Genomic DNA, 22346 nt, shown 5'->3' with positions numbered 1-22346 from the left:
GTGCCACGGTGGCCTGGGTGACCGACCCGATGCACGGCAACACCTTCGAGGCGGCCTCCGGGCACAAGACCCGCCGCTTCGACGACGTGCTGGACGAGGTCAAGGGCTTCTTCGAGGTCCACAAGGCGCTCGGCACCCACCCGGGCGGCATCCACGTGGAGCTGACCGGCGACGACGTCACCGAGTGCGTGGGCGGCGGCGACGAGATCTTCGTGGACGACCTGCACCAGCGCTACGAGACGGCCTGCGACCCGCGGCTGAACCGGAGCCAGTCGCTGGACCTGGCGTTCCTCGTCGCGGAGATGTACCGGGACCAGTGAGCGGCCGGTGAACACCGGAAGGGGCGCGGATCACACGGGATCCGTGCCCCTTTCCCTTTTGCGGCCCCCGCGGCATGGGTTAGGTTAGGTTTGCCTCACCGAGAACGGGACGGCACCAGAGACAGCGATCCCGTCGGGAGGTGGATCCGCGTGTACGTGTGCAGCTGCTTCGGCGTCACCGAGGAGCAGGTCAAGCAGCACGTGGAGAACGGCGCCTGCAGCCCCCGCCAGATCGCCTCCGCCTGCAAGGCCGGCACGGACTGCGGTTCGTGCGTGCGCCGCATCCAGGCCCTCCTCGGCCGGGGCGCCCTGCCGCGCCGCGAGCCGGCCGGCCGGACATCTGCCGCGCCGACGGGTCTCCCCGAGGCGGCCTAGGTCTCAGCTGCTCTCCGGCTGCTCGATCACCTGGGCGAGGTAGAGCGCCTCGCCGAGCTTCTCCAGCAGCTCCAGCTGGGTGTCGAGGTAGTCGATGTGGTGTTCCTCGTCGGCGAGGATGTCCTCGAAGATGTTGGCGGACGTGACGTCCCCCTTCTCGCGCATGACCTTGATGCCCCGCCGCAGCCGGTCGATCGCCTCGACCTCGATCTGCCGGTCGGCCTCGAACATCTCCCGCACCGTCTGCCCGACCCGGACGTGGAAGAGCCGCTGGTAGTTGGGCAGCCCCTCCAGGAACAGGATCCGGTCGGTGAGCACCTCCGCGTGCTTCATCTCGTCGAACGACTCGTGCCGCGTGTACTTGGCGAGCTTGTACCAGCCGAAGTTCTCCTGCATCTTCGCGTGCAGGAAGTACTGGTTGATCGCGGTCAGCTCGCCGGTGAGCTGCTCGTTGAGGAACTCGATGACCTCGGGGTCGCCCTGCATCGCAGCGGCTCCTTCCACACGGGACACGGGAGAGGGTGCGGCGGCATGATTGCACCGGAGGCGAAGATCGTCCAGTAAGTGCGTACTTAGTAAGTACGTGCTGGATTGCTGCACCTTGTCCGGTTCGGGAGCGGGTGGTCAAGGGCACTGCCCGAGGTCTGTCAGGATGGATACATGGGTCATCCGGTGGAGCGAGAGTCTGGGGCAGCGGCCGGGTCCGAGCTTCCGCCGGGTCAGCGGCTCCAGCGGGGCTGGCCGGTCACGCACTACGGGCCGGTCCCGAAGTTCCGGCCCGAGCGCTGGGAGTTCCGGGTCTTCGGCGCCACGGCCGACGGGGACAAGCGCACCTGGGACCACGACGAGTTCACGGCCCTGCCGTACACCACCGTGGTGGCCGACCTGCACTGCGTGACGAAGTTCAGCATGGTCGGCGCCGAGTGGGGCGGCATTCCCGCCCGGGCCGTCCTGGACCTCGCCCCGCCGGCGCCGGACGTCACCCATGTGATGGTCTGGGCGGAGTACGGCTTCAGCTCCAACCTGCGCCTGTCCGACTTCGCCTCCGACCGCACCCTCTTCGCCACCCACAAGGACGGCGAGCTGCTCACCGCCGAGCACGGCTTCCCGGTCCGCCTGATCGTGCCCCACCTGTACGCCTGGAAGGGCCCGAAGTGGGTGCGGGGCGTGGAGTACATGACCGCCGACCGCCGCGGCTTCTGGGAGGAGCGCGGCTACCACAACATCGGCGACCCCTGGAAGGAGCAGCGCTACTCCTACCAGGAGCAGCCCGGGGAGGGCCCCGAGCTCTGAGGCCGGGCACCCGGGCGCGTCAGTGGTGGTACCGGTGCACCACCGCGTGCCCCTTGCCCCGGCCGATCAGCCACTTGTTGACCGGGGTGGTCACCACGAAGGCGATCACCAGCGAGACCGCGAGCGAGATCCAGAACAGCGCGTCGTCCAGCATGGCGTCCCGTGCGGACGGCCAGAGCACGATCACCCCGTTGTCGATCAGTTCCATCACGGCGATGGACAGGGTGTCCGCGGCGAGCGCCACCCGCAGGGCCGCACGGAAGCCGACGCCGGCCCGCAGGATGCCGCGCAGGGTGAGCGAGTAGCCGAAGAAGAAGGCCAGCACGACCGCGAGCAGGGTGGTCGCCAGGCTGCCCCAGCCCAGCGCCGTGCCGACGACCATGCCGAGCACCTCGCCGACGGCGCAGCCGGTGAGGCAGTGCAGGGTGGCCCGCGCGGCCGTGCTCCAGCCGGCCCCGCCCGGCCGGCCGCCGTGATGTGCGTGGCGGTGTACCTGTTCCGTGTGCGCCTCGTGCTGCATGACGTACCCCCTGTCGGACGACGGCTCCTGCACCGGACGGGAACCGTATACCCCTCAGGGGTATTCCGAGGGGTTACCCGTCGCGCAGTTTCTTCAGCCGCTCCACGTCCGCCGCGTGCCCCTCCTTGCCGCCGGGCGTCTCGATGACCAGCGGGACGCCCTCTGTCGCCGGATGGCTCATGAGCGCCCGGAACGGGTCCTCGCCGATGTGGCCGGCACCGATGTTCGCGTGCCGGTCCTTGTGCGCGCCCACCACGTCCTGCGAGTCGTTGGCGTGGATCAGCTTCAGCCGCCCCTCGCCCACGGTCTCCACCAGCAGGTCCAGCGTCCGGTGCATCCCGCCCGGCCCGGCCAGGTCGTGCCCGGCGGCGAAGACATGGCAGGTGTCCAGGCACACACCCAGCTTCGGATGGGCGTCCAGCGCCGCGAAGTACGGCCCGAGGTCCCAGGTCCGCGAGCACAGCGAGGAGCCCTGCCCGGCGGTCGGCTCCAGCAGCAGGAACGGGTCGTCGTCCTCGGTCAGCTCGTCCAGCAGCGGCAGCAGGCGCTCGCGCACCTGCGCCAGCGCGGCCTCCCGGGTCCGCCCGCCGGTCGCGCTCCCGGTGTGCACCACCACGCCCAGCGCGCCGATGTCCCGTCCGCGCCGCAGTGAGTGCCTCAGCGACTCCACCGACCGCTCCACCGTCGCCTCGGTGTGCGAGCCGAAGTTGATCAGGTACGGCGCGTGTACGTACGCCGGGACCGACTCCTCGGCGCACGCCGCGCGGAACGCCTCGTCCTGCCGCGGATTGCCGGCCGGGGTGGCCCAGCCGCGCGGGTTGGCGACGAAGACCTGCACGGTCTCCGCCCCCAGGTCACGGGCGTACGACAGCCCCACGGAGTGCAGGCCGCCGGCCACGGGCACATGGCTGCCGACGGGATTGCGGGGGAGGGGGGAGACAACGGGACTCACCCGTTCAGGGTGTCATGTCCGCCCCGCGCCCCGGGCCGCGGCCGCCGGTGAGACCGGTCACCGGATGGTGATGGTGATCGTCGACCCCTTGGGTGCCTTGTCGCCGGCCGCCACCGACTGCTTCTTCACGGTGTCGCCGAACAGCCCGAGCAGCCCGCGGTCCTCGTCCACCTGGAACCCGGCGGCCTCCAGGGCCTTGTGCGCGTCGTCCACGCTGTCCCCGGTCACGTCCGGGACCTCGATCATCTCGGGGCCCTTGGACAGGGTGAGCGTCACCGTGTCGCCCTCGGCGGCCCGGCTGCCCTCGTCCGGGCTCTGCGCGGCGACCCGGCCCTTGTCGTACGCGGAGTTGACCCGCCCGGCCGCGATCCGCACCTTCAGGCCGGCGTCCGTCAGCTCCTGCCGGGCGTCGTCCACGCTGTCGCCGCTGACGTCCGGCACGTCGACGGGACTGCCCTTGCTCACGATCAGCGCGATCGCCGAGCCCGCGTGCCGCTCGGTACCCGCGTCCGGCGTCGTGCCGACCACCGAGCCCCGGGCCACGTCCTCGCTGAACTCCCGGGTGACCATGCCCGGCTCCAGGCCGTCCGCCTTCAGCCGGGCCCGCGCCTTGGCGAGCGGCTGGCCCTTCACGTTCGGCACGTGCACCGTCTCCGGGCCCAGCGACACGGTCAGCGCCACCGAGTCGTGGTCCCGGATCCGCGCGCCGGGCGCCGGATCGGAACCGATCACGGCACCGCGCTCCACGGTGTCGCTGTAGGCCCGCTTGACCTGGCCCACGTCCAGGCCGGCCGCGCTCAGCCGGTCCCGTGCCCGCGCCTCGCTCTGCGCCAGCAGCGGCGGCACCTTGGTGAACTGGCCGGAGTTGATGTACCAGACGCCGGCGCCCACACCGAGCACCACCAGGACGGCCGCGATCAGCGCCAGCACCGTGCGCGGAGGCCGCGCGGGGCGCCGGCGGGGCGGCACGGGCGGGCTCGCGAAACGGGCGGTGCGGTCCACGCCGTCCGGGTCCTCGTCGACGGGCAGCGGCGGCCGGGGCACCGTCAGCGCGCGCGGGAGCACGCTCGTGCGGTCCTCGGCGTTGTCGTGCTCCGCGGTCAGCGCCTGCGGCGGCACCGCGTCCAGCTGCTCGTCGGTCAGCGTCGGGCGGGCCTCGCGGACCTGGGCGAGCAGCGCGACGGCGTCCGGCGGCCGGACGTCCGGGACCCGCGCCGTGGCCGACGCGACCAGCTCGTCCAGCACGTACGGCAGCCCGGGCACCAGCGCCGAGGGCGGGGGGACGTCCTCGTGGAGGTGCTTGTAGAGCACCTGGGCCGGGGAGTCCCCTGAGTGCGGCTTGCCGCCCGTCAGCATCTCGTACAGGACCACCCCGCACGCGTACACGTCGACGCGCGGGTCGGTGGTGCCCTGCTCGATCTGCTCCGGCGCGAGATAGGAGACGGTCCCGAGCACGGCGCCCGTCGTGCTGGTCACGGTGTCCACGGAGCGCACCAGCCCGAAGTCGGCGACCTTTACCCGGCCGTCGTCGCCTATCAGCACGTTCTCCGGCTTCATGTCCCGGTGCACGAACCCGGCCCGGTGCGCGGCACCGAGCGCGGCGAGCACCGGCTCCAGGATGTCCAGCGCGGCCCGTGGCTGCACCGCGCCCCGCTCGCGCAGCACGTCCCGCAGGGTGCAGCCGGCGATGTACTCCATCGCCAGGTAGACGTACGACCCGTCGGTCCCCTGGTCGAAGACCTGCACCACGTTGGGGTGGTCGAGCCGGGCGACGGACTTCGCCTCCCGGATGAACCGCTCGACGAAGGTCCCGTCGGCCGCGAGCGCCGGGTGCATCACCTTCAGCGCGAGGACGCGGTCCAGACGGGTGTCCAGGGCCCGGTACACCGTGGCCATACCGCCGGCCGCGACGCGCGCGTCGACGCGGTACCGGCCGTCGAGCACCTGCCCGAGGAGGGGGTCCTGAAGGGTCGTATCCACGCAGGGGAGTCTACGAGGGGGCACCGGCGGTTCCCGCGCCGAGACCGCTTTCCCACCGGCACTGCAGCCGACCTGTGACGCACCCACGACCTCGCGCGGGCAGGACGGGGCGCGCGGGACCGCGGCACCGGTCAGAAAGCGGGACGCTCGGGATCCAGCACGGCCAGGCCCTCCGCGGGGGACGACGCCTCGGCGTGGTACCGGCGCGGGATCCGCCCGGCCAGCCGGGCCAGCCGGCCCCCCTCCACCGCGAGCCTCATCGCCGAGGCCATCCGCTCCGGGTCCCGCGCCCGCGTCACCGCGGAGGCCAGCATCACCCCCGCGCACCCCAGCTCCATCGCGAGCGCCGCGTCGGACGCCGTACCGGCGCCCGCGTCCAGGATCACCGGCACCCGGGCCCGCTCCACGATCAGCTGGAAGTTGTGCGGGTTGCGGATGCCGAGCCCGGACCCGATCGGCGACCCCAGCGGCATCACCGCGGCGCACCCCACGTCCTCCAGCTTCCGCGCGAGCACGGGGTCGTCGTTGGTGTACGGCAGCACCGTGAACCCGTCGTCGACCAACGTCTCCGCCGCCTCCAGCAGCTCCACCGGATCCGGCAGGAGGGTCCGCTCGTCGGCGACGACCTCCAGCTTCACCAGGTCCGTGCCGAGCGCCTCCCGGGCCAGCCGGGCGGTCAGCACGGCCTCGCCGGCGGTGAAGCAGCCCGCCGTGTTGGGCAGCACCCGGATGCCGAGCCGCTCCAGCACCGACAGCACCGAGCCGTGCGCGGACGGGTCCACCCGGCGCATCGCGACCGTGGTCAGTTCCGTGCCGGAGGCGACCAGCGCCCGTTCCAGCGCCTCGAGACTGGGCGCCCCGCCCGTGCCCATGATCAGCCGGGAGGACAGGGTCAGGTCACCGAGGACCAAGGAGTCGTCGGCCATGGCTCAGCCTCCCTGTACGGCGGTGAGGACCTCGACCCGGTCGCCGTCGGCGAGGGCGGTCGTCGCCCACTGCGCGCGCGGGACGACGGTCTCGTTGACGGCGGCGGCCACCCCCCGCGGCGCCGCGGTGAGGGTCTGCACGAGGGTGTCGAGGGCGGTGCCCGGGGCGATCTCCCGGCGCTCCCCGTTGACGGAAATCCGGACCGGGCTGTTCACGCGGGCTGCTCCAGCTTCTGCGCGGGCGCGGCGCCGAAGCGCCACGGGGCGAACGGACGGGCTTCCTCCGGGAGTTCACCGGTCACCAGGAGCTGTGCCAGCACGTCCCCCGTGACCGGCGTCAGCAGCACCCCGTTGCGGTGGTGCCCGGTGGCCAGCAGCAGTCCGGCGAGGCCGGACGGGCCGAGCAGCGGCGCGTTGTCGGGGGAGCCGGGGCGCAGCCCGGCCCGGGTCTCGGCCAGCGGCAGTTCGGTGATGCCGGGCACCAGCTCATGGGCGTCGCGCAGCAACTCGTACACGCCCCCCGCCGTGACCGTGGTGTCCCAGCCCAGCTCCTCGCTGGTGGCCCCGACGACCAGTTCGCCGTTCTCCCGGGGCACCAGGTAGACGTGGCTGCCGCGCACCACGGCCCGGACGGTCCGGCTGAGGAACGGCGCGTACCGGCGCGGCACGGTCAGCCGCAGCACCTGCCCCTTGACCGGCCGCACCGGGGGCAGCAGCTCGTCCGGCACGCCCGGCAGCCGCCCGCTCAGGCTGCCGGCCGCCAGGACCACCTGGCCGGCGCGCAGCGCGGTGCCGTCCGCGGTGGTGACCCCGGCGGCGCGGTCGCGCACCACGTCCAGGCGCTCCGCCCAGGCGCGGTGGAACACCACCCCGGACCGCTCGCACGCGGCCACCAGGGCCGCCGCGAGCCGGCGCGGGTCGATCTGGTGGTCGGCGTCCACCCGCAGCCCGCCGCGCACGCCCGGCGCCAGCATCGGCTCCAGGCGTCGGCAGTCCCGCCCGGACAGCCACTCCGAGTCGAGCCCCGAGCGCCGTTGGAGTGCGTGCAGTTCCCGCAGGTGGGCCCGGTCGTCGGAGTCCAGCGCGACGGCGAGGGTGCCGCAGCGGCGGTAGCCGAGGTCATGGCCCGTCAGCTCGGTCAGCTCGGCCGCGAAGCCGGGGTAGCGGCGGGCCGATTCCAGGTTGAGGGCGAGCAGGGTCTCCTCGCCGAAGTGCAGTTCGGTGACCGCGGCCAGCATCCCGGCCGCGACCTGCGCGGCCCCGCCGCCGGGCTCGGGGTCCACCACGGCCGTGGCCAGCCCGCGCTGCGCCGCGCGCCAGGCCGTGACCAGGCCGATGATCCCGCCCCCGATGACGAGGACGTCGGACGTACGTGACGACATGGGCGTCCAGCCCCTCCCTTCGCCGGCATGACCCGGATCAGGTTCGTACGGTCGGAGGCCGCCAGCCTCCCTCTCAGCCCGGTGCGTCCGGGCTCCCGCGAGTGCTTGTACGGTGGCCACCCTAGCCCGCAGCCCTCCTCACCCGTAAGGGAGCCCGTTCCATGGCCCGGTCGCTCGACGGACTGATCCTCGCCCCCGTGGCGGACCAGGCGCCAGGTCAGGTGGGCACCCGCACCCGCTTCGCCTACCACGAGGAGGACGGTGGGATCTGGGCCGAGTACGCCGGCGGCGACGTCGTACGCGGCCGTCTGGTGGGCACCCGGGAGGGGGACCGGCTGGACTTCCGGTACGTGCAGCTGAAGACCGACGGGACGACCGCCTCCGGGCACTGCGTGTCCACGGTCGTCGAGCTGCCGGACGGGCGGGTGCGGCTGGAGGAGACCTGGGAGTGGGAGTCCGGGCCGGGTTCCGGTACGAGCATCGTGGAACAGATCACCGGACAGATCACCGGACAGGTCACCGGGCAGGCCCCCTGACTGACGGTTCGTCAATTGTCTATGGTGATCGGGTGAGCGAGCAGACAGCGCAAGAGGGCGCGGCGGCCGGCCGGCGCGTGGTCGTCGTCGGCGCGGGCATGGCCGGGGTGCAGACCGCGGTCGCCCTGCGCGAACAGGGCTTCCGGGGCAGCGTGACCGTCATCGGCGCCGAGCCGCACCAGCCGTACGACCGGCCGCCGTTGTCCAAGGCGGTGCTGCTCGGCAAGGCCGAGGGCTCCGCCTTCGAGGTGGACTTCGACTCCCTGGGGGTCGAGCTGCGGCTCGGCTGCCGGGTGCTGGGCCTGCGCCCCGCCGGGCACGAGCTGGACACCGAGGCGGGCCCGGTGCCGTACGACGTCCTGGTCGTCGCCACCGGCGCCGAACCGGTCCGGCTGCCCGGCGCCGAGGGCGTGCCCGGTGTGCACCTGCTGCGCACCCTGGACGACGCCGAACGGCTGCGGCCCGTGCTCGCCCGCCGGCACGACGTCGTGGTCGTGGGCGCCGGCTGGATCGGCGCCGAGTTCGCCACCGCCGCCCGCGAGGCCGGCTGCGCCGTGACCGTCGTGGAGGCCGCCGAGCACCCGCTCGCCGGCGCCCTGCCCACCGAGGTCGCCGCGCCCATGGCCGCCTGGTACGCCGACGCGGGCGCCGACCTGCGCACCGGCGCGCGCGTGGAGCGCGTCGAGCCCGGTGAGGTGGTGCTCACCGACGGCACCCGGCTGCCCGCCGGCGCCGTCGTCGTCGGCATCGGCGCCCGCCCCGCCACCGCCTGGCTGGCCGGCTCCGGCATCGAGCTGGGCCCGCACGGCGAGGTCCTCGCCGACGACCGCCTGCGCGCCTCGCTCCCGGACGTGTACGCCGTCGGCGACTGCGCCTCCTTCCCCTCGGCCCGCTACGGCGAACGGCTCCTGGTCCACCACTGGGACAACGCCCTGCAGGGCCCGCGCACGGTCGCCGCGAACATCCTCGGCGAGACCCCGGCCGTCTACGACCCGGTGCCGTACTTCTGGTCCGAGCAGTTCGGCCGGTTCGTGCAGTACGCCGGGCACCACGCCGCCGCCGACCGCCTGGTGTGGCGCGGCGACCCGGCCGGCCCGTCCTGGACGGTGTGCTGGCTGCGCGAGGGCCGCCTGGTGGCCCTGCTGGCGGTGGGCCGCCCCCGGGACCTGGCCCAGGGCCGCCGGCTGATCGAGGCGGGCCGGACCATGGACCCCGAAGCCCTGGCCGACCCGGGCCGCCCCCTGAAGGACACCACGGCCGGCTGAGGGGCCCGAAAGGGGCGCGGGAGCACTCCGAGCGGCGCCACCGGACCCGCGGACGGCCGATGACGGATCGCGGCCGGTCCGGCGGAGCGCCTAGGCTTGTCCCCGTGACCGAGATTGACGCAAAGATCGATGCTCTCGTCCCCGCCTGGCTCACTCTTCCCGACATCGCCGACATGCTCGGCGTCGAGGTGACGCGCGTCCGGCAGCTGGTCAAGGAGGGCCAGCTCATCGCCGTGCGCCGAGGTGAGAACAAGGCGCTGCACGTCCCCGCCGCCTTCATCGACGAGGACAAGGTCGTCAAGGGCCTGGTCGGGACCCTGACGCTCCTGCGGGACGACGGCTTCACGGTCGAAGAGATGATCGAGTGGCTCTTCACCCCCGACCCGACCCTGCCCGGCACCCCCGCGCAGGCCCTGAGCGAGAATCGCGGCACGGAGGTGAAGCGCCGCGCCCAGGCACTCGCCGTCTGAGCCGACCCGCGGCACGACCCGCGGCAGGAGGTGGCGTGCGGGCCGGACACCCGTACGCCACCGCCCCGAACCACCAGGCACACCGACCACGGGGGGACCCACGCATGTCCGACACCGCCCGCGCCGCGCTGGCCGACGCCCGCCTGTACCTCTGCACGGACGCCCGCAAGCGCCAGGGCGACCTGCCCGAGTTCCTGGACGCGGTCCTGGCCGGCGGTGTCGACATCGTCCAGCTGCGTGACAAGGGCCTGGAGGCCGCCGAGGAGCTGGAGCACCTCGAGGTCTTCGCCGAGGCCTGCGCCCGGCACGGCAAGCTGCTCGCGGTCAACGACCGGGCGGACGTCGCCCACGCCGCCGGCGCCGGCGTGCTCCACCTCGGCCAGGGCGACCTCCCGGTCCCCGCGGCCCGCGCGATCCTCGGCGACGGCGTCCTCATCGGCCGCTCCACGCACGCCGAGGCGGAGGCCGCCGCGGCCGCCGTGCAGGAGGGCGTGGACTACTTCTGCACCGGCCCCTGCTGGCCCACCCCCACCAAGCCCGGCCGGCACGCCCCGGGGCTCGGCCTGGTCCGCTCCACGGCGGCCCTCGGCACCGACCGCCCCTGGTTCGCCATCGGCGGCATCGACCTGGGCACCCTGGACCAGGTGCTGGACGCCGGCGCCCGCCGGGTGGTCGTGGTCCGCGCGATCACCGAGGCGGACGACCCGGGCACGGCGGCGGCACAGCTCGCGAAGCGGCTGCGGGACGCCGACTAGAGTCTTTCTGTCCACTTGCTGGACACAGCACCGACAAATCGGGCAAATATCCGGCATCCGGTTGGGGGACCGCCCACCCCTGGCTAACCTGCCGGTATGGCCCTCGGAACCGCATCCACCAGGACTGACCGCGCACGGACCGTGCGCGACGTCCTTGCCGCCGGCAAGACGACGTACTCGTTCGAGTTCTCCGCGCCGAAGACCCCCAAGGGCGAGCGGAACCTGTGGAGCGCGCTCCGGCGGGTCGAGGCCGTCGCCCCCGACTTCGTCTCCGTGACCTACGGGGCCGGCGGCTCCACCCGCGCGGGCACCGTCAAGGAGACCCAGCAGATCGTCGCCGACACCACGCTCACCCCGGTCGCCCACCTCACCGCGGTCGACCACTCCATCGCCGAGCTGCGCAACATCATCGGCCAGTACGCGGACGCCGGCATCCGCAACATGCTCGCCGTGCGCGGCGACCCGCCCGGCGACCCGATGGGCGAGTGGGTACCGCACCCGCGGGGGCTGACCTACGCCGCCGAACTCGTCCGGCTCATCAAGGAGTCGGGCGACTTCTGCGTGGGCGTCGCCGCATTCCCGGAGATGCACCCGCGCTCCGCGGACTGGGACACCGACGTCGCCCACTTCGTGGACAAGTGCCGCGCGGGCGCCGACTACGCCATCACACAGATGTTCTTCCGGCCGGAGTCGTACCTGCGGCTGCGCGACCGGGTGGCGGCCGCGGGCTGCGAGACCCCGGTGATCCCCGAGGTCCTGCCGGTCACCAGCGTGAAGATGCTGGAGCGGCTGCCGAAACTGAGCAACGCCCGCTTCCCGGACGCCCTGAAAGAGCGGATCCTCTCGGCGAAGGACGATCCGGCGGCGGTACGCTCCATCGGTATCGAGTTCGCCACGGAGTTCTGCGCCCGGCTGCTGGCCGAGGGAGTGCCCGGACTGCACTTCATCACGCTGAACAGCTCCACGGCGACCCTGGAAATCTACGAGAACCTGGGCCTGCACCATCCCCCGCGGGCCTAGACCGGCCGCACCGCGGTACGACACACTGCGTAACGGCCACTGGGAGAGGGGCGTACATGGGCTGGACGGTCCTCTACATCGCGTTCGGCGTCGTCGCGCTGTGGTTGCTGGGCGAGGTGCTGCTGCAGTACAAGGCGCGGCTGCGCTGGCGCCTGCTCGCCTTCGCCGGCTTCCTCGGCGTCGTGCTGGGCGTGCTGATGCCCTCCGTCATCGTGATCGGGGCCGGCGCCATCGCCTTCGCCGTCGGACAGACCTACGTCACGCTGTCGTTCCGCCGCGGCTTCGCCTCCGGCTGGGCGGTCAAGCGGCCCGAAGCGGAGACGGGCGGCGGCAGCAAGCGCCGCCGCGGCCGGTCGGACCGGCCCGGACCCGATCCGCGGGACACCGACGCCGCGCTCGCCGACGACCGGGACGCCGGCCAGGACGTGCACGGCTCCGGCCGGACGCACGCCGACTACGCCGACCACGCCGACCACGACGACGACTACGACCGCGACGACGTCTTCACCCCGGCACCCCCGCGCGCGACCGACCCCGCCGGGAACACCGCCGTCTACGAGCCGCAGCCCCTGCCCGACGACACCGGCACCTACGGCCTCTACGGCGACCCCGCCCACGCGAACCCCGCCCCCACGGACCCCGCCCAGCAGGGCTACGCCTACGACTACTCCGGCTACGCCCAGCAGGCCCACGGCTACGACACCACGGGCCAGCAGGGCTACGCCAACTACTCCGACCCGTACATCGGCAGCCAGTCCTACGGCTCCTACGACCAGGGGTACGGCCAGCAGTACCAGCAGCAGGGCTACGCCCAGGACCCCTACGCCACGGGCGGTTACGAGGGAACCCCGGCCGGCGGGGTGTGGGTGCCGCAGCAGCGCACCGACGAGACGTACGGCGGCGCACTCCCGCAGGAACAGCCGTACCCGCACACCACGGGCGGCCAGCAGCAGCCCGGCGCCGGGTACGACGAGCAGTACCGCTTCTGAGGGAGGCGCCCCGCGCCGGCCCGCCTACCGCGAGCCGCGGAACTCCGGCCCCTCCACGATCAGCCCGGCCACCAGCGCACCCGACATGCCGGCGTGCGCGAGGCCGCCGCCGGGGTGCGACCAGCCGCCCACGGCGAACAGACCCGGCACCGCCGTGGTGTTGGCCGGGTGCAGCACACCCTCCGGCCCGGCCAGCGCGGGCGGCGGAACCGCACCCCCCGTGGCGCCCGTCTCCCGCTCGGTGTCCAGCGGGGTGCGGACCTCCCGCCACAGCACCCGCTCGCGCAGCCCCGGTACGGCGCGCTCGGCGGCGGCCACCAGCCGGTCCGCGAAGGCGTCGGCGGCCCCCGGCGCGGCCCAGTCGTACCGCGCCGCTGACGGCACGGTGGCCGTCAGCACCACGGACTCGTGGCCGGCGTCGGGGCGCAGCGCCGGGTCGTCCGGCCGGTCCACGACGACCTCCGGCAGGTCCGGCACGACCCCGTGCCGGAACAGCTCCAGGTCCCCGTCGGCGTCGGCCGAGTGCACCACCGTGCGGTGCGCCGCGCCGGGCTCCCGCGCCCCGCGCAGCGCCAGGCACACGACCACCCGGCCCGGACAGCGGTCCTCGGCGGCCGGCGGCACGTCCCGCGGGCCGTACAGTTCCCCGTCCGCGAGCAGGCCGCGCAGCCGCCAGGGACCCCCGCCGACGACGAAGTCCGCCTCGGCCACCGTCCCGTCCGCCAGCTCCACCCCGGCCGCCCGGCCGTCCTCCTCCAGGACCCGGACCGCCTCGGCGCCGAAGACGAACTCCACCCGGCGCTTCAGGCACCGCTCGTACACCGCGCGCGCCAGCTCGCGGACCCCGCCGCGCACGTACCAGGTGCCGAAGGCGTGCTCCATGTAGGGCAGTACGGCGGCGCTCGCCGGGGCGATGCCGGGGTCGACGCCGTACGCGAGCGCGTACCCCGCCAACAGCTGGACCAGCCGGGGGTCGCGCAGCTCCCGTCGGCCGATCTCGTCCAGCTTGACCACCCGGTGGGTGCGCAGCAGCCGCTTGTACCGGGTGCCCGGGTACGGCTCCTTGCCGGCCAGCACCTCCCAGTTGGGCCACAGCGGCTCCTCCAGCAGCGGCCGGCGGGTGCGGTCCCAGGCCTCGCGGGCGCGCACCAGGAACTCGCCCCAGCGCTCGCCCGCCCCCGCGCCCAGCGCCTCGTCCAGCGCCGCGACCACGCCCGCGCGGGAGGCGTTGGGCAGGGACACCTCCGTGCCGTCGGCGAAGACGTGCCGCGACGAGGGGTCGACCTGGACCAGTTCGACGCAGTCCTCCAGCGGCTCCTTGCCCGTCTTGAGGAACAGATCGCGGTACACGGCGGGCAGCGTCAGCAGCCCCGGGCCCGTGTCGAAGCGGAAACCCTCCCGTTCGAACCGGCGCACCGCACCGCCGTACGTCCCCATGCGCTCGTACACCACCACCCGGTGGCCCGCGACGGCCAGCCGGGCGGCAGCCGCCATCGCGCCCATCCCGGCGCCGATCACCGCAATCCGTGCCATGACCGCGACTTTATCGACCGCCCCCGGCGCCCCGGCCGCCGGGCGGCCCGGGCGCGGACGGGGCCGGCGCGGACGGCTGAGTACGGGTACTCAGACCGCGAGATGAGTACGTGCGCGGATGGGACGCGGGCCGCCGGGACGGGAGAGTGGAGGCACGGCAGGGGGCGTGGCCCGGCACCGCCGGCACGGGGCGGCGGAACGGTGCGCGCCCGCCGGTCGCTCCTTCCGCCGATCCGTCGGCGGAAGCGAGACACGGGGGCCTCGGGGGAGAGACCACCACGGGGGTCCGTACGGGGGAGACGGGGGAGACGGGGGACACGGGGGAGGGGGAAGCGCGAGGCGCCGGTCCGGCAGCGGACCGGCGCCTTCCGCGTGTGTCCCGCCCTCAGACCGTGCCGCTGACCCGTCCCTGGAGCAGCCGGGACAGGGCCGCGTGGACGTCGTCCAGGGAGCGCTCGGGCTGGAAGGACTTCCAGTCCAGCGCGGCCACCAGGACCATGCCGACCAGCGCCGCCGCGGTCAGCTGGACGTCGATCTCGTCGCTGAACTCGCCGGCCGCCACGCCCTCGCGCAGCACCCCCTCGACCACCGCGACCGCCTCCTGCCGCACCACCATCAGGGTGGACTGCCAGGCCCGGTTGGTGCGCCACAGCTCGGCGACGTACAGCTGGGTGAAGGCCGGGTAGCGGTCGATGAAGACCAGTCCCGCGCGGACCATCGCGTCCAGCGCGTCCACCTTGCCGCCGCCCTCGCGTTCCGTCTGCTCGGCCGCCTCCTTCAGGGAGGCGGTGAGCAGGCCGACGCCGTGCCTCAGCAGCTCCTCGAAGAGAACCGACTTGCTCGCGAAGTTGTAGTAGACCGTGCCCTTCGCGACCCCGGCCCGCTCGGCGATCTCGTCCACCGTGGTCGCGGAGAAGCCCTGCTCGGCGATGAGGGTGACGGCCGCCTCGTAGAGCTTCTGCCGGGTGGCCTCGCGGCGTGTGCTGCCGCCGGCCCTGGCGCTGCTGCTTTCCATGGCACCGATTCTCACAGGTGCGCGCGTGTGCGGACGCCGCCCCCGGATCACAGGCTCAGCTCCGGGTGCAGCCGGTCCAGCGTCCACACCTGGCGGCGGCGGGCCGCCAGGGCCGTCAGCGCCAGGGCGCCGGCGGTGAACGCGGTGAGCACCCCGCACGCCTGCCACACCGGACCGAGCCCGCCGCCCGTGATCAGCCGGCGCAGCGCCTCCACGATGTAGCTCATCGGCAGGAACGGGTGGATCGCGTTGAAGAAGCCCGGGCTCGTCTGCACGGGATAGGTTCCGCCCGCCGAGGTCAGCTGGAGCATCAGCAGCGCGAGCACCAGGATCCGGCCGGCCGCGCCGAAGCGGGCGTTCAGCCACTGCACGATCGCCGCGAAGCACGCCGTGACCAGGCACAGGAAGCCGATCGTGCCGGCCGCCCGCAGCATCTGCAGCCCGATCGCCCAGTGCAGCACGGCCATCAGCGCGACCACCTGGAGCACGCCCAGCACGACCACCGGGAGCCAGCCGGCCAGCGCGATCCGCCAGGCGGAGGAACCGGCCGCGAGGGCACGCCGGTTCAGCGGCGGGATCAGCATGTAGGCCACCATCGCGCCGACCCACAGGGACAGCGGGATGAAGTAGGGCGCGAACCCGGTGCCGTAGTTCGGCGCCTTGTGCAGGTCGTGCGTGGCCAGCTTCACCGGGTCGGCCATCACGCCGGTGCGCCGGTCGCGGTCCTGCTTGCCGTAGTCCGGGATCTTCTTCGCGCCCGAATGCAGGCCGCCGGCCAGCTTCCCGGAGCCGTCCGAGAGCTTGTACAGGCCGCCGTTCAGGGTCTCGGCGCCCGACTTGGCGGTGCCGATGCCCTGGTCCAGCGTGACCGCGCCGGTGTGCGCCGTGCCGATCGCCGTGTGCAGCTTCTCGGCACCGGCGGCGACCTTCTGCGCGCCGGTGTTCAGCTTGTTGATCTTCTTGACGGCGTCGTCGACGTCCTCGTACAGGTGCGGGGCGCGCGCGGCGAGGGCGTCGGCCTGCTTCTGCAGCGTGCCGAGGTTGTCCCGCATCGTCTTCAGGTCGCCGTCCTGGTCGGCGATCAGCGTGTTGAGGTCGTCGGCGACGGTGGCCACCTCGGCGGCGGCCGTCCTGGCCCGCTTCAGCTCGGGGCAGTTGGGATCCGGGACGGTCGCGCCCGTGCAGCGCTCCTGGTAGATCTTGTCGAGGAGGGCGGACGCCCCGTGGGCGACCTTCGCGGCGGCCGGCGCGCGCTTCACGAGCACGTCCAGGTTGTCCTTCACCGCCTTCGCCGAGTCGGAGACCAGCCGGGCGGTGTCCCCGATGGTCCTCTCGTTGGTCCTCAGGAACGGCCCCGCCTCGGCGTAGACGCCGTTGACCTTGTCGGCGAGGGCCTGGGTGCCGTCGGCGACCTGCCGCGAGCCCTGCTGGAGGTCGCCGGAGCCGGTGTCGAGCTTCCTCAGGCCCTTGGCCAGCTTGCCGCTGCCGCCCTTGGCCTCCTTCAGCCCGTCCGCCAGGTCCTTGGAGCCCTTCTCCGCCTTCCCGATGCCACTGTTCAGCTTGTCCGCGCCCCGCGCCGCCGTGACGGTCTTGTCGTGGATGTCGGAGAAGGACACGAAGATCTTGTCCAGGAAGCCCCGGGAGGCCTTGGACGAGGCCGCCGAGCGCACCTCGTTGAAGACGGTGCGGGAGATCTGGCCCACGATGTAGTTGTTCGCGTCGTTGGTGCGCACCCGGAGGGCGCCCGTCTCGGGGGAGTCACCCGAGCTGGACGCGATGCGGCGGCTGAAGTCGGCCGGCATGGTCAGTGACAGGTAGTAGGTGCCGTCCTCGACGCCCGCGCGGGCCTCCTCGTCGCTCACCTCGTGCCACTCGAAGGTCCGGCTGTCGCGCAGCCCGTCGACGATGTCGTCCCCGGCGGTGATCTTCTTCCCGCCCGCCGTGGCGCCCTTGTCGTCGTTCACCAGGGCCACCGGGATCCGGTCCAGGCGGCCGTACGGGTCCCAGAAGGACCACAGGTACAGGGCGCCGTACAGCAGGGGCAGCACGAGCAGGGCGACCAGGGCGGCGCGCGGCAGCCTGCCGCGTCCGAAGCGCCTCAGCTCAAGCGCGGCCAGCCTCGGTGAGCGCATCGCCGGCTTCCTCCTTCTTCGGCTCGGGTCGCGCGGACTCGTGCTGCGGCTCGTCGTCCGGGCCGCCGGCCGGGTCGTCGTCCGGGTCGTCGTCCGGGCCGTCGTCCGGGCCGGACCGCGGGCCGGCGTCCGGCCCGGCGCCCGGTGCGTTCCGCGGGCCGGGGCCGTCCGGTTCGGCCGCCGTCCGCCCGGTGCGCACGGTGACGCAGTCCCCGGGGGCGGTGCGGCACACGGCCGCGACGGTCGTCCCCGCGCGCGTGAGGGACCGCAGTACGGCCCAGATCTCGTCGCGTTCGGCGTCCGAGAGCTTCATGTCGATGTCGTCCACGCCGAGCAGCCGGGGCCGGCCCAGCAGGGCCAGCGCGAGCGACAGCCGCACCTCCTGCGGCCGTTCCAGGTCGCGCACGGCGGTCCGGGAACCCTTCGGCAGCGTCTCCAGGTCCAGCCCGGCGGCGGCCAGGGCCGCGTCGACCCGCAGCCGCGCCTCGTGCGTGCGCTGGGCGCGGGGCCGCAGCAGCTCGCGCAGGGAGTCGTCGAACCGGCGCTGCAGCAGGGCCCGTTCGCGCAGGTGCTCGCCGACGGTGAGGGCCGGCTCCAGGTCGGTCACCCCGCTGACGTTGGCCACCGCGCTGACCCGGCGCAGGGCCGCCATGTGGCGGGGGAGTTTGAACCCCCCGACAGCGGCCACTCCTTCGGTGGGCTTCATCCGTCCCGTGAGCGCGAGCAGCAGGCTCGTGCGGCCGGAGCCGGACGGTCCCTCGATCGCGATCAGTGAGCCGGGCTCCGCGTCCAGGGTGACGCCGCGGAAGGCCCACCCCCGTGGCCCCTTGAGTCCGAGGCCCTCGGCCCTGACGTCCGCGCCGACCGTGGCGTCCACTGGCCCCCCTGCGTGGCTGATTTGAACTGACTGGTCAGTGCAAAAATACGCCCGAACCTACGGTCGAGGCAAAAGTGCAGGTCAGAACGGATTGTCAGTGGCATACCGCACGATGGGCACATACGGCATACGTGCCGTCACCAGACGACAGGAGGTTCGTCATGGCCCACTCGTCCGCAGCCGCCGCCCGCCGGCGCCGCGCCACCGGCCCTGCCCCCTCACTGACCGGCCCGGCGAGCGACGTGCACCCCGTGCTCCGCCGGGCCACGGCCCCGCCCGCCGCCCTCGACCTGCTCGCCCAGGCCCGGGCCGGACTGGAGGAGGCCACCGTCCAGGACACACCGAACGAGCGCTACGCGACGGCCCACCTGGCCGCCCTGCGCACCGCCGCCGCCGTACTCGCCGCCCGGGGCCGGCCCGAGACCTCCCCGCGCCGCCGGGCTCGCATCCGCAGCGCCTGGGAGGTACTGCCCGAGATCGCGCCCGAGCTGACCGAGTGGAGCGCGCTGTTCGCCTCGGGCGCCGCGCGCCGGGCCCGCGCCGAGGCGGGCATCCAGGGCGCGGCCGGGCGGCGGGACGCCGACGACCTGATAAGGGACGTGGCGATGTTCCTGCGCATCGTGGAGCGGATGCTCGTCCTCCAGCCGGTGCTGCCGCAGCCCCGCCAGGACGCAGACGGCGACACCGGCGCCGGGGCGGACGGCCCGGGGAAGGAGGGCGGCCGGAAGGGAAACGGCCTGCCGGACGCGGGCTGACGGGCCGCCAACCCGGCGCGCGCCACAACACCCCTCCACCGGCACGGGCGCGGGCACCGGCCCATCATCCCGCGGCCGGCCCCGGCCGAGCACCGGCGAACCACACCGCCCCGCCCCGGCGTCCGCATCCCCGCCCGGCGTCCGCGCCTCGCCCCGGCGGTTCGGTGTGCCGCGCCCCGGCGGCCGGCGTGGGGCACTCCCGCCCCGGCGGTCCGACGTGCTGCGCCCCGCCCCGCCGGCCGGCGTCCGCGTCCCGCCGGCCGGCGTGCGGCGCCCCGCCCCGGCGTCCGCATCCCCGCCCGGTGTCCGGCGTGCCGCTCCCACCCCGGCGTCCGGCGTGCCGCGGTCCGGCCGCGTGCTCGGCGTCCCGTGCGGCCCCGGCACGGTCTTCGTCGGGCCGGGCGCCGCGAGTCGTACGCCGCCGCGGTGACCAGGCACGGGACGGAAGCAATAGGGTGGACCTCTCCTGACGTTCGCCCTGCCGAGGAGTCATCTCGTGTCGGACCCGACGCGCCCCCGCGCCTCTCTCCGTACCGCCGTGGTCTGGGAGGTCCTGCAGGACGCCCTCGACCGCCGGGTCAAGGCCACGGGCCGGGACTCGCTGGACGTCCTCGACACCGGCGGCGGCAGCGGCAACTTCGCCGTGCCCCTCGCCCGCCTCGGCCACCGGGTCACCGTCGTCGACCCCAGCCCCAATGCCCTGTTCGCACTGGAGCGCCGGGCCGCCGAGGCCGGCGTCGCCGACCGGGTCAGGGGTGTCCAGGGCGACGCGCACGGCCTGTTCGACGTGGTCGAGCGCGGCGGCCAGGACGCCGTCCTGTGCCACGGTGTCCTGGAGTACGTGGACGACCCGGCGGAGGGCATCCGCAACGCGGTCGCCGCACTGCGCCCGGAGGGCGTCCTCAGCGTGCTCGCCGCCGGCCTCGGCGGAGCCGTCCTCGCCCGCGCCCTCGCCGGCCACTTCACCGAGGCACGGCAGGCGCTGACCGACCCCGACGGCCGCTGGGGCAGCGGCGACCCGGTGCCCCGCCGCTTCACCGCCGAGCAGCTCACCGCGCTCGTCGAGGGCGCCGGCCTGCGGGTCGGCGCGGTGCACGGGGTGCGCGTCTTCGCCGACCTCGTGCCCGGTGTCCTGGTGGACACCGAGCCCGGCGCCCTGGACGCGCTGCTGAAGCTGGAGGCCGCGGCGGCCGAACTGCCCGCCTTCCACTCCGTGGCCACCCAGCTGCACGTGCTCGGTGAGACCAGGGGTGCCGCCGGGGCCTGAGCGCCCGCCGGCACGGCAGCGCACCACCGGGCCGTGCCGCTGATCAGCGTCTCGGCAGTGGATGGAGTACGCCACAAGCCCCCCGATCGAGGGGTTTGCGCCGTATGATCGAGGTACACCAACCCGGCATGACGGGTCGGCCGCCGGGGAATGGAAGCCTCAGCGAGCCGGTGCGGCCATGACGGATTCCGGTTGGCCGATTGGCGTAGAGGGGCGGGTTTCACGGGGGCGATTCCCTGCCTATCCTGAAGGGACCCCCCGGGTCGCCCCCGGCGACTGCACGATGAGGAGGACTCCGTGCCGCTCTCTGAGCACGAGCAGCGAATGCTTGAGCAGATGGAGCGAGCGCTGTACGCCGAAGACCCCAAGTTCGCGTCGGCGCTTGAGGGAAACGGGCTGCGGACGTACACCCGGCGGCGGGTCTACCAGGCGGTCGCAGGCTTCCTCGCGGGTATCGCGCTCCTCATGGCCGGAATGGTCGCGCAGCTGATCTGGGTCAGCGTGGTCGGTTTCCTCGTCATGCTCGGCTGCGCCGTGCTCGCCGTCACCGGCTGGCGCAAGACCCCGAAGCCGGGGGAGCAGCCCCCGGCCGGAATGCGCCGCCAGGCGCGTCCGAGGCGCTCCATGATGGACCGGATCGAGCAGCGCTGGCAGCGCCGCCGGGACGAGCAGGGCCACTGATCCCCGGCGCTTCCCGCGCCGGACACAGCAGACACGCCTGAGGGGCGGCCACCATCCGGTGGCCGCCCCTCAGGCGTGTGCGTTCAGCCGCGCTGCCCGGACGGCCGGCGCAGCGCCGGCCGGGCCGCCGCCACCCGGGTCCGCAGCGCCGCCCAGCGGGCCGACACCGCCCACATGACCCGGACCGAGGAGCGGGGCAGGAACAGCGCTCGCAGCCGCGTCCCGCCGCTCGCCCCGGCCCGCAGCCCCTCGGTCACCCGGCGGACGTCCTGCGCCGCTCCCGCCGCCGGGCGCGGTGCGGGCGCGTACAGCACCTGCTCCACCGCGTCCGCCAGCCGGTGCACGGCGGACCCGGCGGCCGGATCGAGACGTCCGAGCCGGACGATCCGGTCGGCGGCCTTGCGCGGGGTCAGCGACTCGTCCGGCGGGATGCCGTGGTCCCAGGCGCTGTCCGTCAGCTCCTGCCAGGCCGCCAGGGTGTGTTCCGCCACGCCCCGCGCGGTCCGGGCGTGCCCGCCCAGCCGCAGTGCGCGCACCCGCTTGCGCCACAGCAGCGGCGTCAGCGGAACCGCCAGCACCAGCAGTGCCCCCACGGCGATCAGCAGCCGCCCCCACCAGTCCGTGCCGCTGCCGTCGTGCTGCGCCGCCACCGCGGCGGACGGGCTGTCGCAGGGCTGGAGCTCACGCAGCCGGCCGCCGCAGCTCTCGCTCGGCGACGCCGCGGCCGAGGGCGCCGACGACGCGCCCTTGGAGGGCAGCGCCTCCTCCGGCAGCGAGCTGCCCGGGGTGTCCGACTGGGTGTACGACGGTGCGGTGCCCCGGGTCGGGGTCGGCTCGAAACGCGTCCAGCCGACGCCCTCGAAGTACAGCTCGGGCCAGGCGTGCGCGTCCTTCTGGGTCACCGAGATGGTGCCGTCGGCCTGCACGGTGCCGGGTGCGAAGCCCACGGCTACGCGGGCCGGGATGCCGAGGGTGCGGGCCATCGCCGCCATCGCGAAGGAGAAGTGGACGCAGAAGCCCTCCTTCTGCTTCAGGAAGTTCGCTATGGCGCCGGGACCGTGGCCCACCTTCACCGAGGTGTCGTACTGGAAGCCGCCGGTGACGGCGAACCAGTCCTGGAGCTTGACCGCTTCCTCGTAGTGGTTGTCCGCGCCCGCGGTGATCTGCCTGGCGGTGCGCTCCACCACCTTCGGCAGCGACGACGGCAACTTCGTGTACTCGCTCTGCAGCGCGGCCGGCGGCTCGGGCGCGGCGGCCAGCTGCCGCGCGGTCGGCCGCACGTCCAGGCTGGTCACCTGGTAGC

24 protein-coding genes and 1 riboswitch are annotated in these 22346 nt (G+C 74.0%); of the genes, 12 read left to right on the top strand and 12 right to left on the bottom strand.

What is annotated here, in order from left to right; all coding sequences use genetic code 11:
• Positions 1–320: 3-deoxy-7-phosphoheptulonate synthase (locus IE312_RS41045; protein ID WP_229900206.1), on the top strand; the 320-nt coding region annotated here is incomplete at its 5' end.
• A 150-nt stretch (positions 321–470) separates the two neighbouring features.
• Positions 471–695, top strand: coding sequence for a (2Fe-2S)-binding protein (locus IE312_RS20625; protein WP_189983835.1), 225 nt, complete (start codon positions 471–473; stop codon positions 693–695).
• A gap of 3 nt (positions 696–698) precedes the next feature.
• Here IE312_RS20625 and bfr read toward each other — a convergent pair whose 3' ends face one another.
• Positions 699–1181 carry a bacterioferritin gene (bfr, locus tag IE312_RS20620; protein WP_189983834.1) on the bottom strand — a complete coding sequence of 161 codons (483 nt, stop codon included), beginning with the start codon at positions 1179–1181 and terminating at the stop codon, positions 699–701.
• Positions 1182–1355: 174 nt separating this feature from the next.
• Between bfr and IE312_RS20615 the strand changes: the two genes are divergently transcribed.
• Positions 1356–1988 (top strand): sulfite oxidase-like oxidoreductase, encoded by a 633-nt coding sequence (locus IE312_RS20615; RefSeq protein ID WP_189983833.1) that lies wholly within the window; start codon positions 1356–1358, stop codon positions 1986–1988.
• 19 nt (positions 1989–2007) lie between these two features.
• On the opposite strand, the gene IE312_RS20610 is transcribed toward IE312_RS20615, so the two are convergent.
• From IE312_RS20610 to thiO, 6 genes are all read right to left on the bottom strand, one after another.
• Complete coding sequence (locus IE312_RS20610) at positions 2008–2508, bottom strand: DUF4396 domain-containing protein (protein WP_189983832.1); 501 nt, start codon at positions 2506–2508, stop codon at positions 2008–2010.
• A gap of 73 nt (positions 2509–2581) precedes the next feature.
• Positions 2582–3460, bottom strand: a complete 879-nt coding sequence (locus tag IE312_RS20605) for a deoxyribonuclease IV (protein ID WP_189983831.1) — start codon at positions 3458–3460, stop codon at positions 2582–2584.
• Positions 3461–3517: 57 nt separating this feature from the next.
• Positions 3518–5440: a Stk1 family PASTA domain-containing Ser/Thr kinase gene (gene pknB, locus IE312_RS20600; protein WP_189983830.1), complete on the bottom strand. Its 1923-nt coding sequence runs from the start codon at positions 5438–5440 to the stop codon at positions 3518–3520.
• A gap of 131 nt (positions 5441–5571) precedes the next feature.
• The gene (locus IE312_RS20595; RefSeq protein ID WP_189983829.1) at positions 5572–6366 is read right to left on the bottom strand and encodes a thiazole synthase; all 795 of its coding nucleotides are present in this window, start codon (positions 6364–6366) and stop codon (positions 5572–5574) included.
• A gap of 3 nt (positions 6367–6369) precedes the next feature.
• A complete protein-coding gene (gene thiS, locus IE312_RS20590; protein ID WP_189983828.1) occupies positions 6370–6582 on the bottom strand; it encodes a sulfur carrier protein ThiS in 213 nt (70 codons plus the stop codon).
• Positions 6579–7748 (bottom strand): glycine oxidase ThiO, encoded by a 1170-nt coding sequence (gene thiO, locus IE312_RS20585; RefSeq protein WP_189983827.1) that lies wholly within the window; start codon positions 7746–7748, stop codon positions 6579–6581. Before thiO ends, thiS begins: the two co-directional genes overlap by 4 nt.
• Positions 7746–7857: riboswitch (TPP riboswitch) on the bottom strand. (Overlaps the previous gene by 3 nt.)
• Before the next feature lie 52 nt (positions 7858–7909).
• Here thiO and IE312_RS20580 point away from each other — a divergent pair.
• The 6 genes from IE312_RS20580 to IE312_RS20555 all read left to right on the top strand — a co-directional run bounded on the left by IE312_RS20580 (position 7910) and on the right by IE312_RS20555 (position 12783).
• Positions 7910–8284, top strand: a complete 375-nt coding sequence (locus tag IE312_RS20580; RefSeq protein WP_189983826.1) for an avidin-fold protein — start codon at positions 7910–7912, stop codon at positions 8282–8284.
• Positions 8285–8316: 32 nt separating this feature from the next.
• Entirely contained in the window at positions 8317–9549 is a 1233-nt protein-coding gene (locus tag IE312_RS20575) for an NAD(P)/FAD-dependent oxidoreductase (RefSeq protein ID WP_189983825.1), read from the top strand.
• Between the two features lie 104 nt (positions 9550–9653).
• Positions 9654–10019 carry an Rv2175c family DNA-binding protein gene (locus IE312_RS20570; protein WP_189983824.1) on the top strand — a complete coding sequence of 122 codons (366 nt, stop codon included), beginning with the start codon at positions 9654–9656 and terminating at the stop codon, positions 10017–10019.
• Positions 10020–10123: 104 nt separating this feature from the next.
• Complete coding sequence (thiE, locus tag IE312_RS20565) at positions 10124–10774, top strand: thiamine phosphate synthase (RefSeq protein WP_189983823.1); 651 nt, start codon at positions 10124–10126, stop codon at positions 10772–10774.
• Positions 10775–10870: 96 nt separating this feature from the next.
• Positions 10871–11794 carry a methylenetetrahydrofolate reductase [NAD(P)H] gene (gene metF, locus IE312_RS20560; protein WP_189983822.1) on the top strand — a complete coding sequence of 308 codons (924 nt, stop codon included), beginning with the start codon at positions 10871–10873 and terminating at the stop codon, positions 11792–11794.
• A 56-nt stretch (positions 11795–11850) separates the two neighbouring features.
• A complete protein-coding gene (locus IE312_RS20555) occupies positions 11851–12783 on the top strand; it encodes an SCO2102 family sporulation regulator (RefSeq protein WP_189983821.1) in 933 nt (310 codons plus the stop codon).
• Between the two features lie 24 nt (positions 12784–12807).
• Here the strand turns inward: IE312_RS20555 and IE312_RS20550 are convergent, their stop codons facing one another.
• The 4 genes from IE312_RS20550 to IE312_RS20535 all read right to left on the bottom strand — a co-directional run bounded on the left by IE312_RS20550 (position 12808) and on the right by IE312_RS20535 (position 18340).
• Positions 12808–14316 carry a phytoene desaturase family protein gene (locus tag IE312_RS20550; RefSeq protein WP_189983820.1) on the bottom strand — a complete coding sequence of 503 codons (1509 nt, stop codon included), beginning with the start codon at positions 14314–14316 and terminating at the stop codon, positions 12808–12810.
• Positions 14317–14701: 385 nt separating this feature from the next.
• Positions 14702–15331: a TetR/AcrR family transcriptional regulator gene (locus tag IE312_RS20545; protein WP_189983819.1), complete on the bottom strand. Its 630-nt coding sequence runs from the start codon at positions 15329–15331 to the stop codon at positions 14702–14704.
• Between the two features lie 47 nt (positions 15332–15378).
• Positions 15379–17463 (bottom strand): YhgE/Pip family protein, encoded by a 2085-nt coding sequence (locus IE312_RS20540; protein WP_189983818.1) that lies wholly within the window; start codon positions 17461–17463, stop codon positions 15379–15381.
• Entirely contained in the window at positions 17435–18340 is a 906-nt protein-coding gene (locus tag IE312_RS20535; RefSeq protein WP_189983817.1) for an ATP-binding cassette domain-containing protein, read from the bottom strand. The genes IE312_RS20540 and IE312_RS20535 overlap by 29 nt, the downstream gene beginning before the upstream one ends.
• A 161-nt stretch (positions 18341–18501) precedes the next feature.
• On the opposite strand from IE312_RS20535, the gene IE312_RS20530 reads away from it, so the two are divergent.
• The 3 genes from IE312_RS20530 to IE312_RS20520 all read left to right on the top strand — a co-directional run bounded on the left by IE312_RS20530 (position 18502) and on the right by IE312_RS20520 (position 21043).
• Positions 18502–19095: an SAV_6107 family HEPN domain-containing protein gene (locus tag IE312_RS20530; protein WP_189983816.1), complete on the top strand. Its 594-nt coding sequence runs from the start codon at positions 18502–18504 to the stop codon at positions 19093–19095.
• 496 nt (positions 19096–19591) lie between these two features.
• Complete coding sequence (locus IE312_RS20525; RefSeq protein ID WP_189983815.1) at positions 19592–20362, top strand: methyltransferase; 771 nt, start codon at positions 19592–19594, stop codon at positions 20360–20362.
• Between the two features lie 297 nt (positions 20363–20659).
• Positions 20660–21043 (top strand): SCO2097 family morphological protein, encoded by a 384-nt coding sequence (locus tag IE312_RS20520; protein WP_189983814.1) that lies wholly within the window; start codon positions 20660–20662, stop codon positions 21041–21043.
• Between the two features lie 83 nt (positions 21044–21126).
• Here IE312_RS20520 and IE312_RS41040 read toward each other — a convergent pair.
• Positions 21127–22346 (bottom strand): DUF4129 domain-containing transglutaminase family protein (locus tag IE312_RS41040; RefSeq protein ID WP_229900204.1); only part of this gene is annotated, 1220 nt, incomplete at its 5' end.

It is taken from the genome of Streptomyces capoamus, from assembly GCF_014654935.1.
Classification (GTDB): Bacteria; Actinomycetota; Actinomycetes; order Streptomycetales; family Streptomycetaceae; genus Streptomyces; species Streptomyces capoamus.
This window is presented reverse-complemented; position numbering and strand designations above follow the sequence as displayed.

What these genes read in the sequence shown, in the direction of transcription:
- IE312_RS20545 (WP_189983819.1), bottom strand. Translation starts at nt 15,331, where the DNA reads ATGGAAAGCAGCAGCGCCAGGGCCGGCGGCAGCACACGCCGCGAGGCC.
- IE312_RS20610 (WP_189983832.1), bottom strand. Translation starts at nt 2,508, where the DNA reads ATGCAGCACGAGGCGCACACGGAACAGGTACACCGCCACGCACATCAC.
- metF (WP_189983822.1), top strand. Translation starts at nt 10,871, where the DNA reads ATGGCCCTCGGAACCGCATCCACCAGGACTGACCGCGCACGGACCGTG.
- bfr (WP_189983834.1), bottom strand. Translation starts at nt 1,181, where the DNA reads ATGCAGGGCGACCCCGAGGTCATCGAGTTCCTCAACGAGCAGCTCACC.
- IE312_RS20615 (WP_189983833.1), top strand. Translation starts at nt 1,356, where the DNA reads ATGGGTCATCCGGTGGAGCGAGAGTCTGGGGCAGCGGCCGGGTCCGAG.
- IE312_RS20580 (WP_189983826.1), top strand. Translation starts at nt 7,910, where the DNA reads ATGGCCCGGTCGCTCGACGGACTGATCCTCGCCCCCGTGGCGGACCAG.
- IE312_RS20530 (WP_189983816.1), top strand. Translation starts at nt 18,502, where the DNA reads ATGGCCCACTCGTCCGCAGCCGCCGCCCGCCGGCGCCGCGCCACCGGC.
- thiO (WP_189983827.1), bottom strand. Translation starts at nt 7,748, where the DNA reads ATGTCGTCACGTACGTCCGACGTCCTCGTCATCGGGGGCGGGATCATC.
- IE312_RS20595 (WP_189983829.1), bottom strand. Translation starts at nt 6,366, where the DNA reads ATGGCCGACGACTCCTTGGTCCTCGGTGACCTGACCCTGTCCTCCCGG.
- IE312_RS20555 (WP_189983821.1), top strand. Translation starts at nt 11,851, where the DNA reads ATGGGCTGGACGGTCCTCTACATCGCGTTCGGCGTCGTCGCGCTGTGG.
- IE312_RS20550 (WP_189983820.1), bottom strand. Translation starts at nt 14,316, where the DNA reads ATGGCACGGATTGCGGTGATCGGCGCCGGGATGGGCGCGATGGCGGCT.
- thiE (WP_189983823.1), top strand. Translation starts at nt 10,124, where the DNA reads ATGTCCGACACCGCCCGCGCCGCGCTGGCCGACGCCCGCCTGTACCTC.
- IE312_RS20540 (WP_189983818.1), bottom strand. Translation starts at nt 17,463, where the DNA reads ATGCGCTCACCGAGGCTGGCCGCGCTTGAGCTGAGGCGCTTCGGACGC.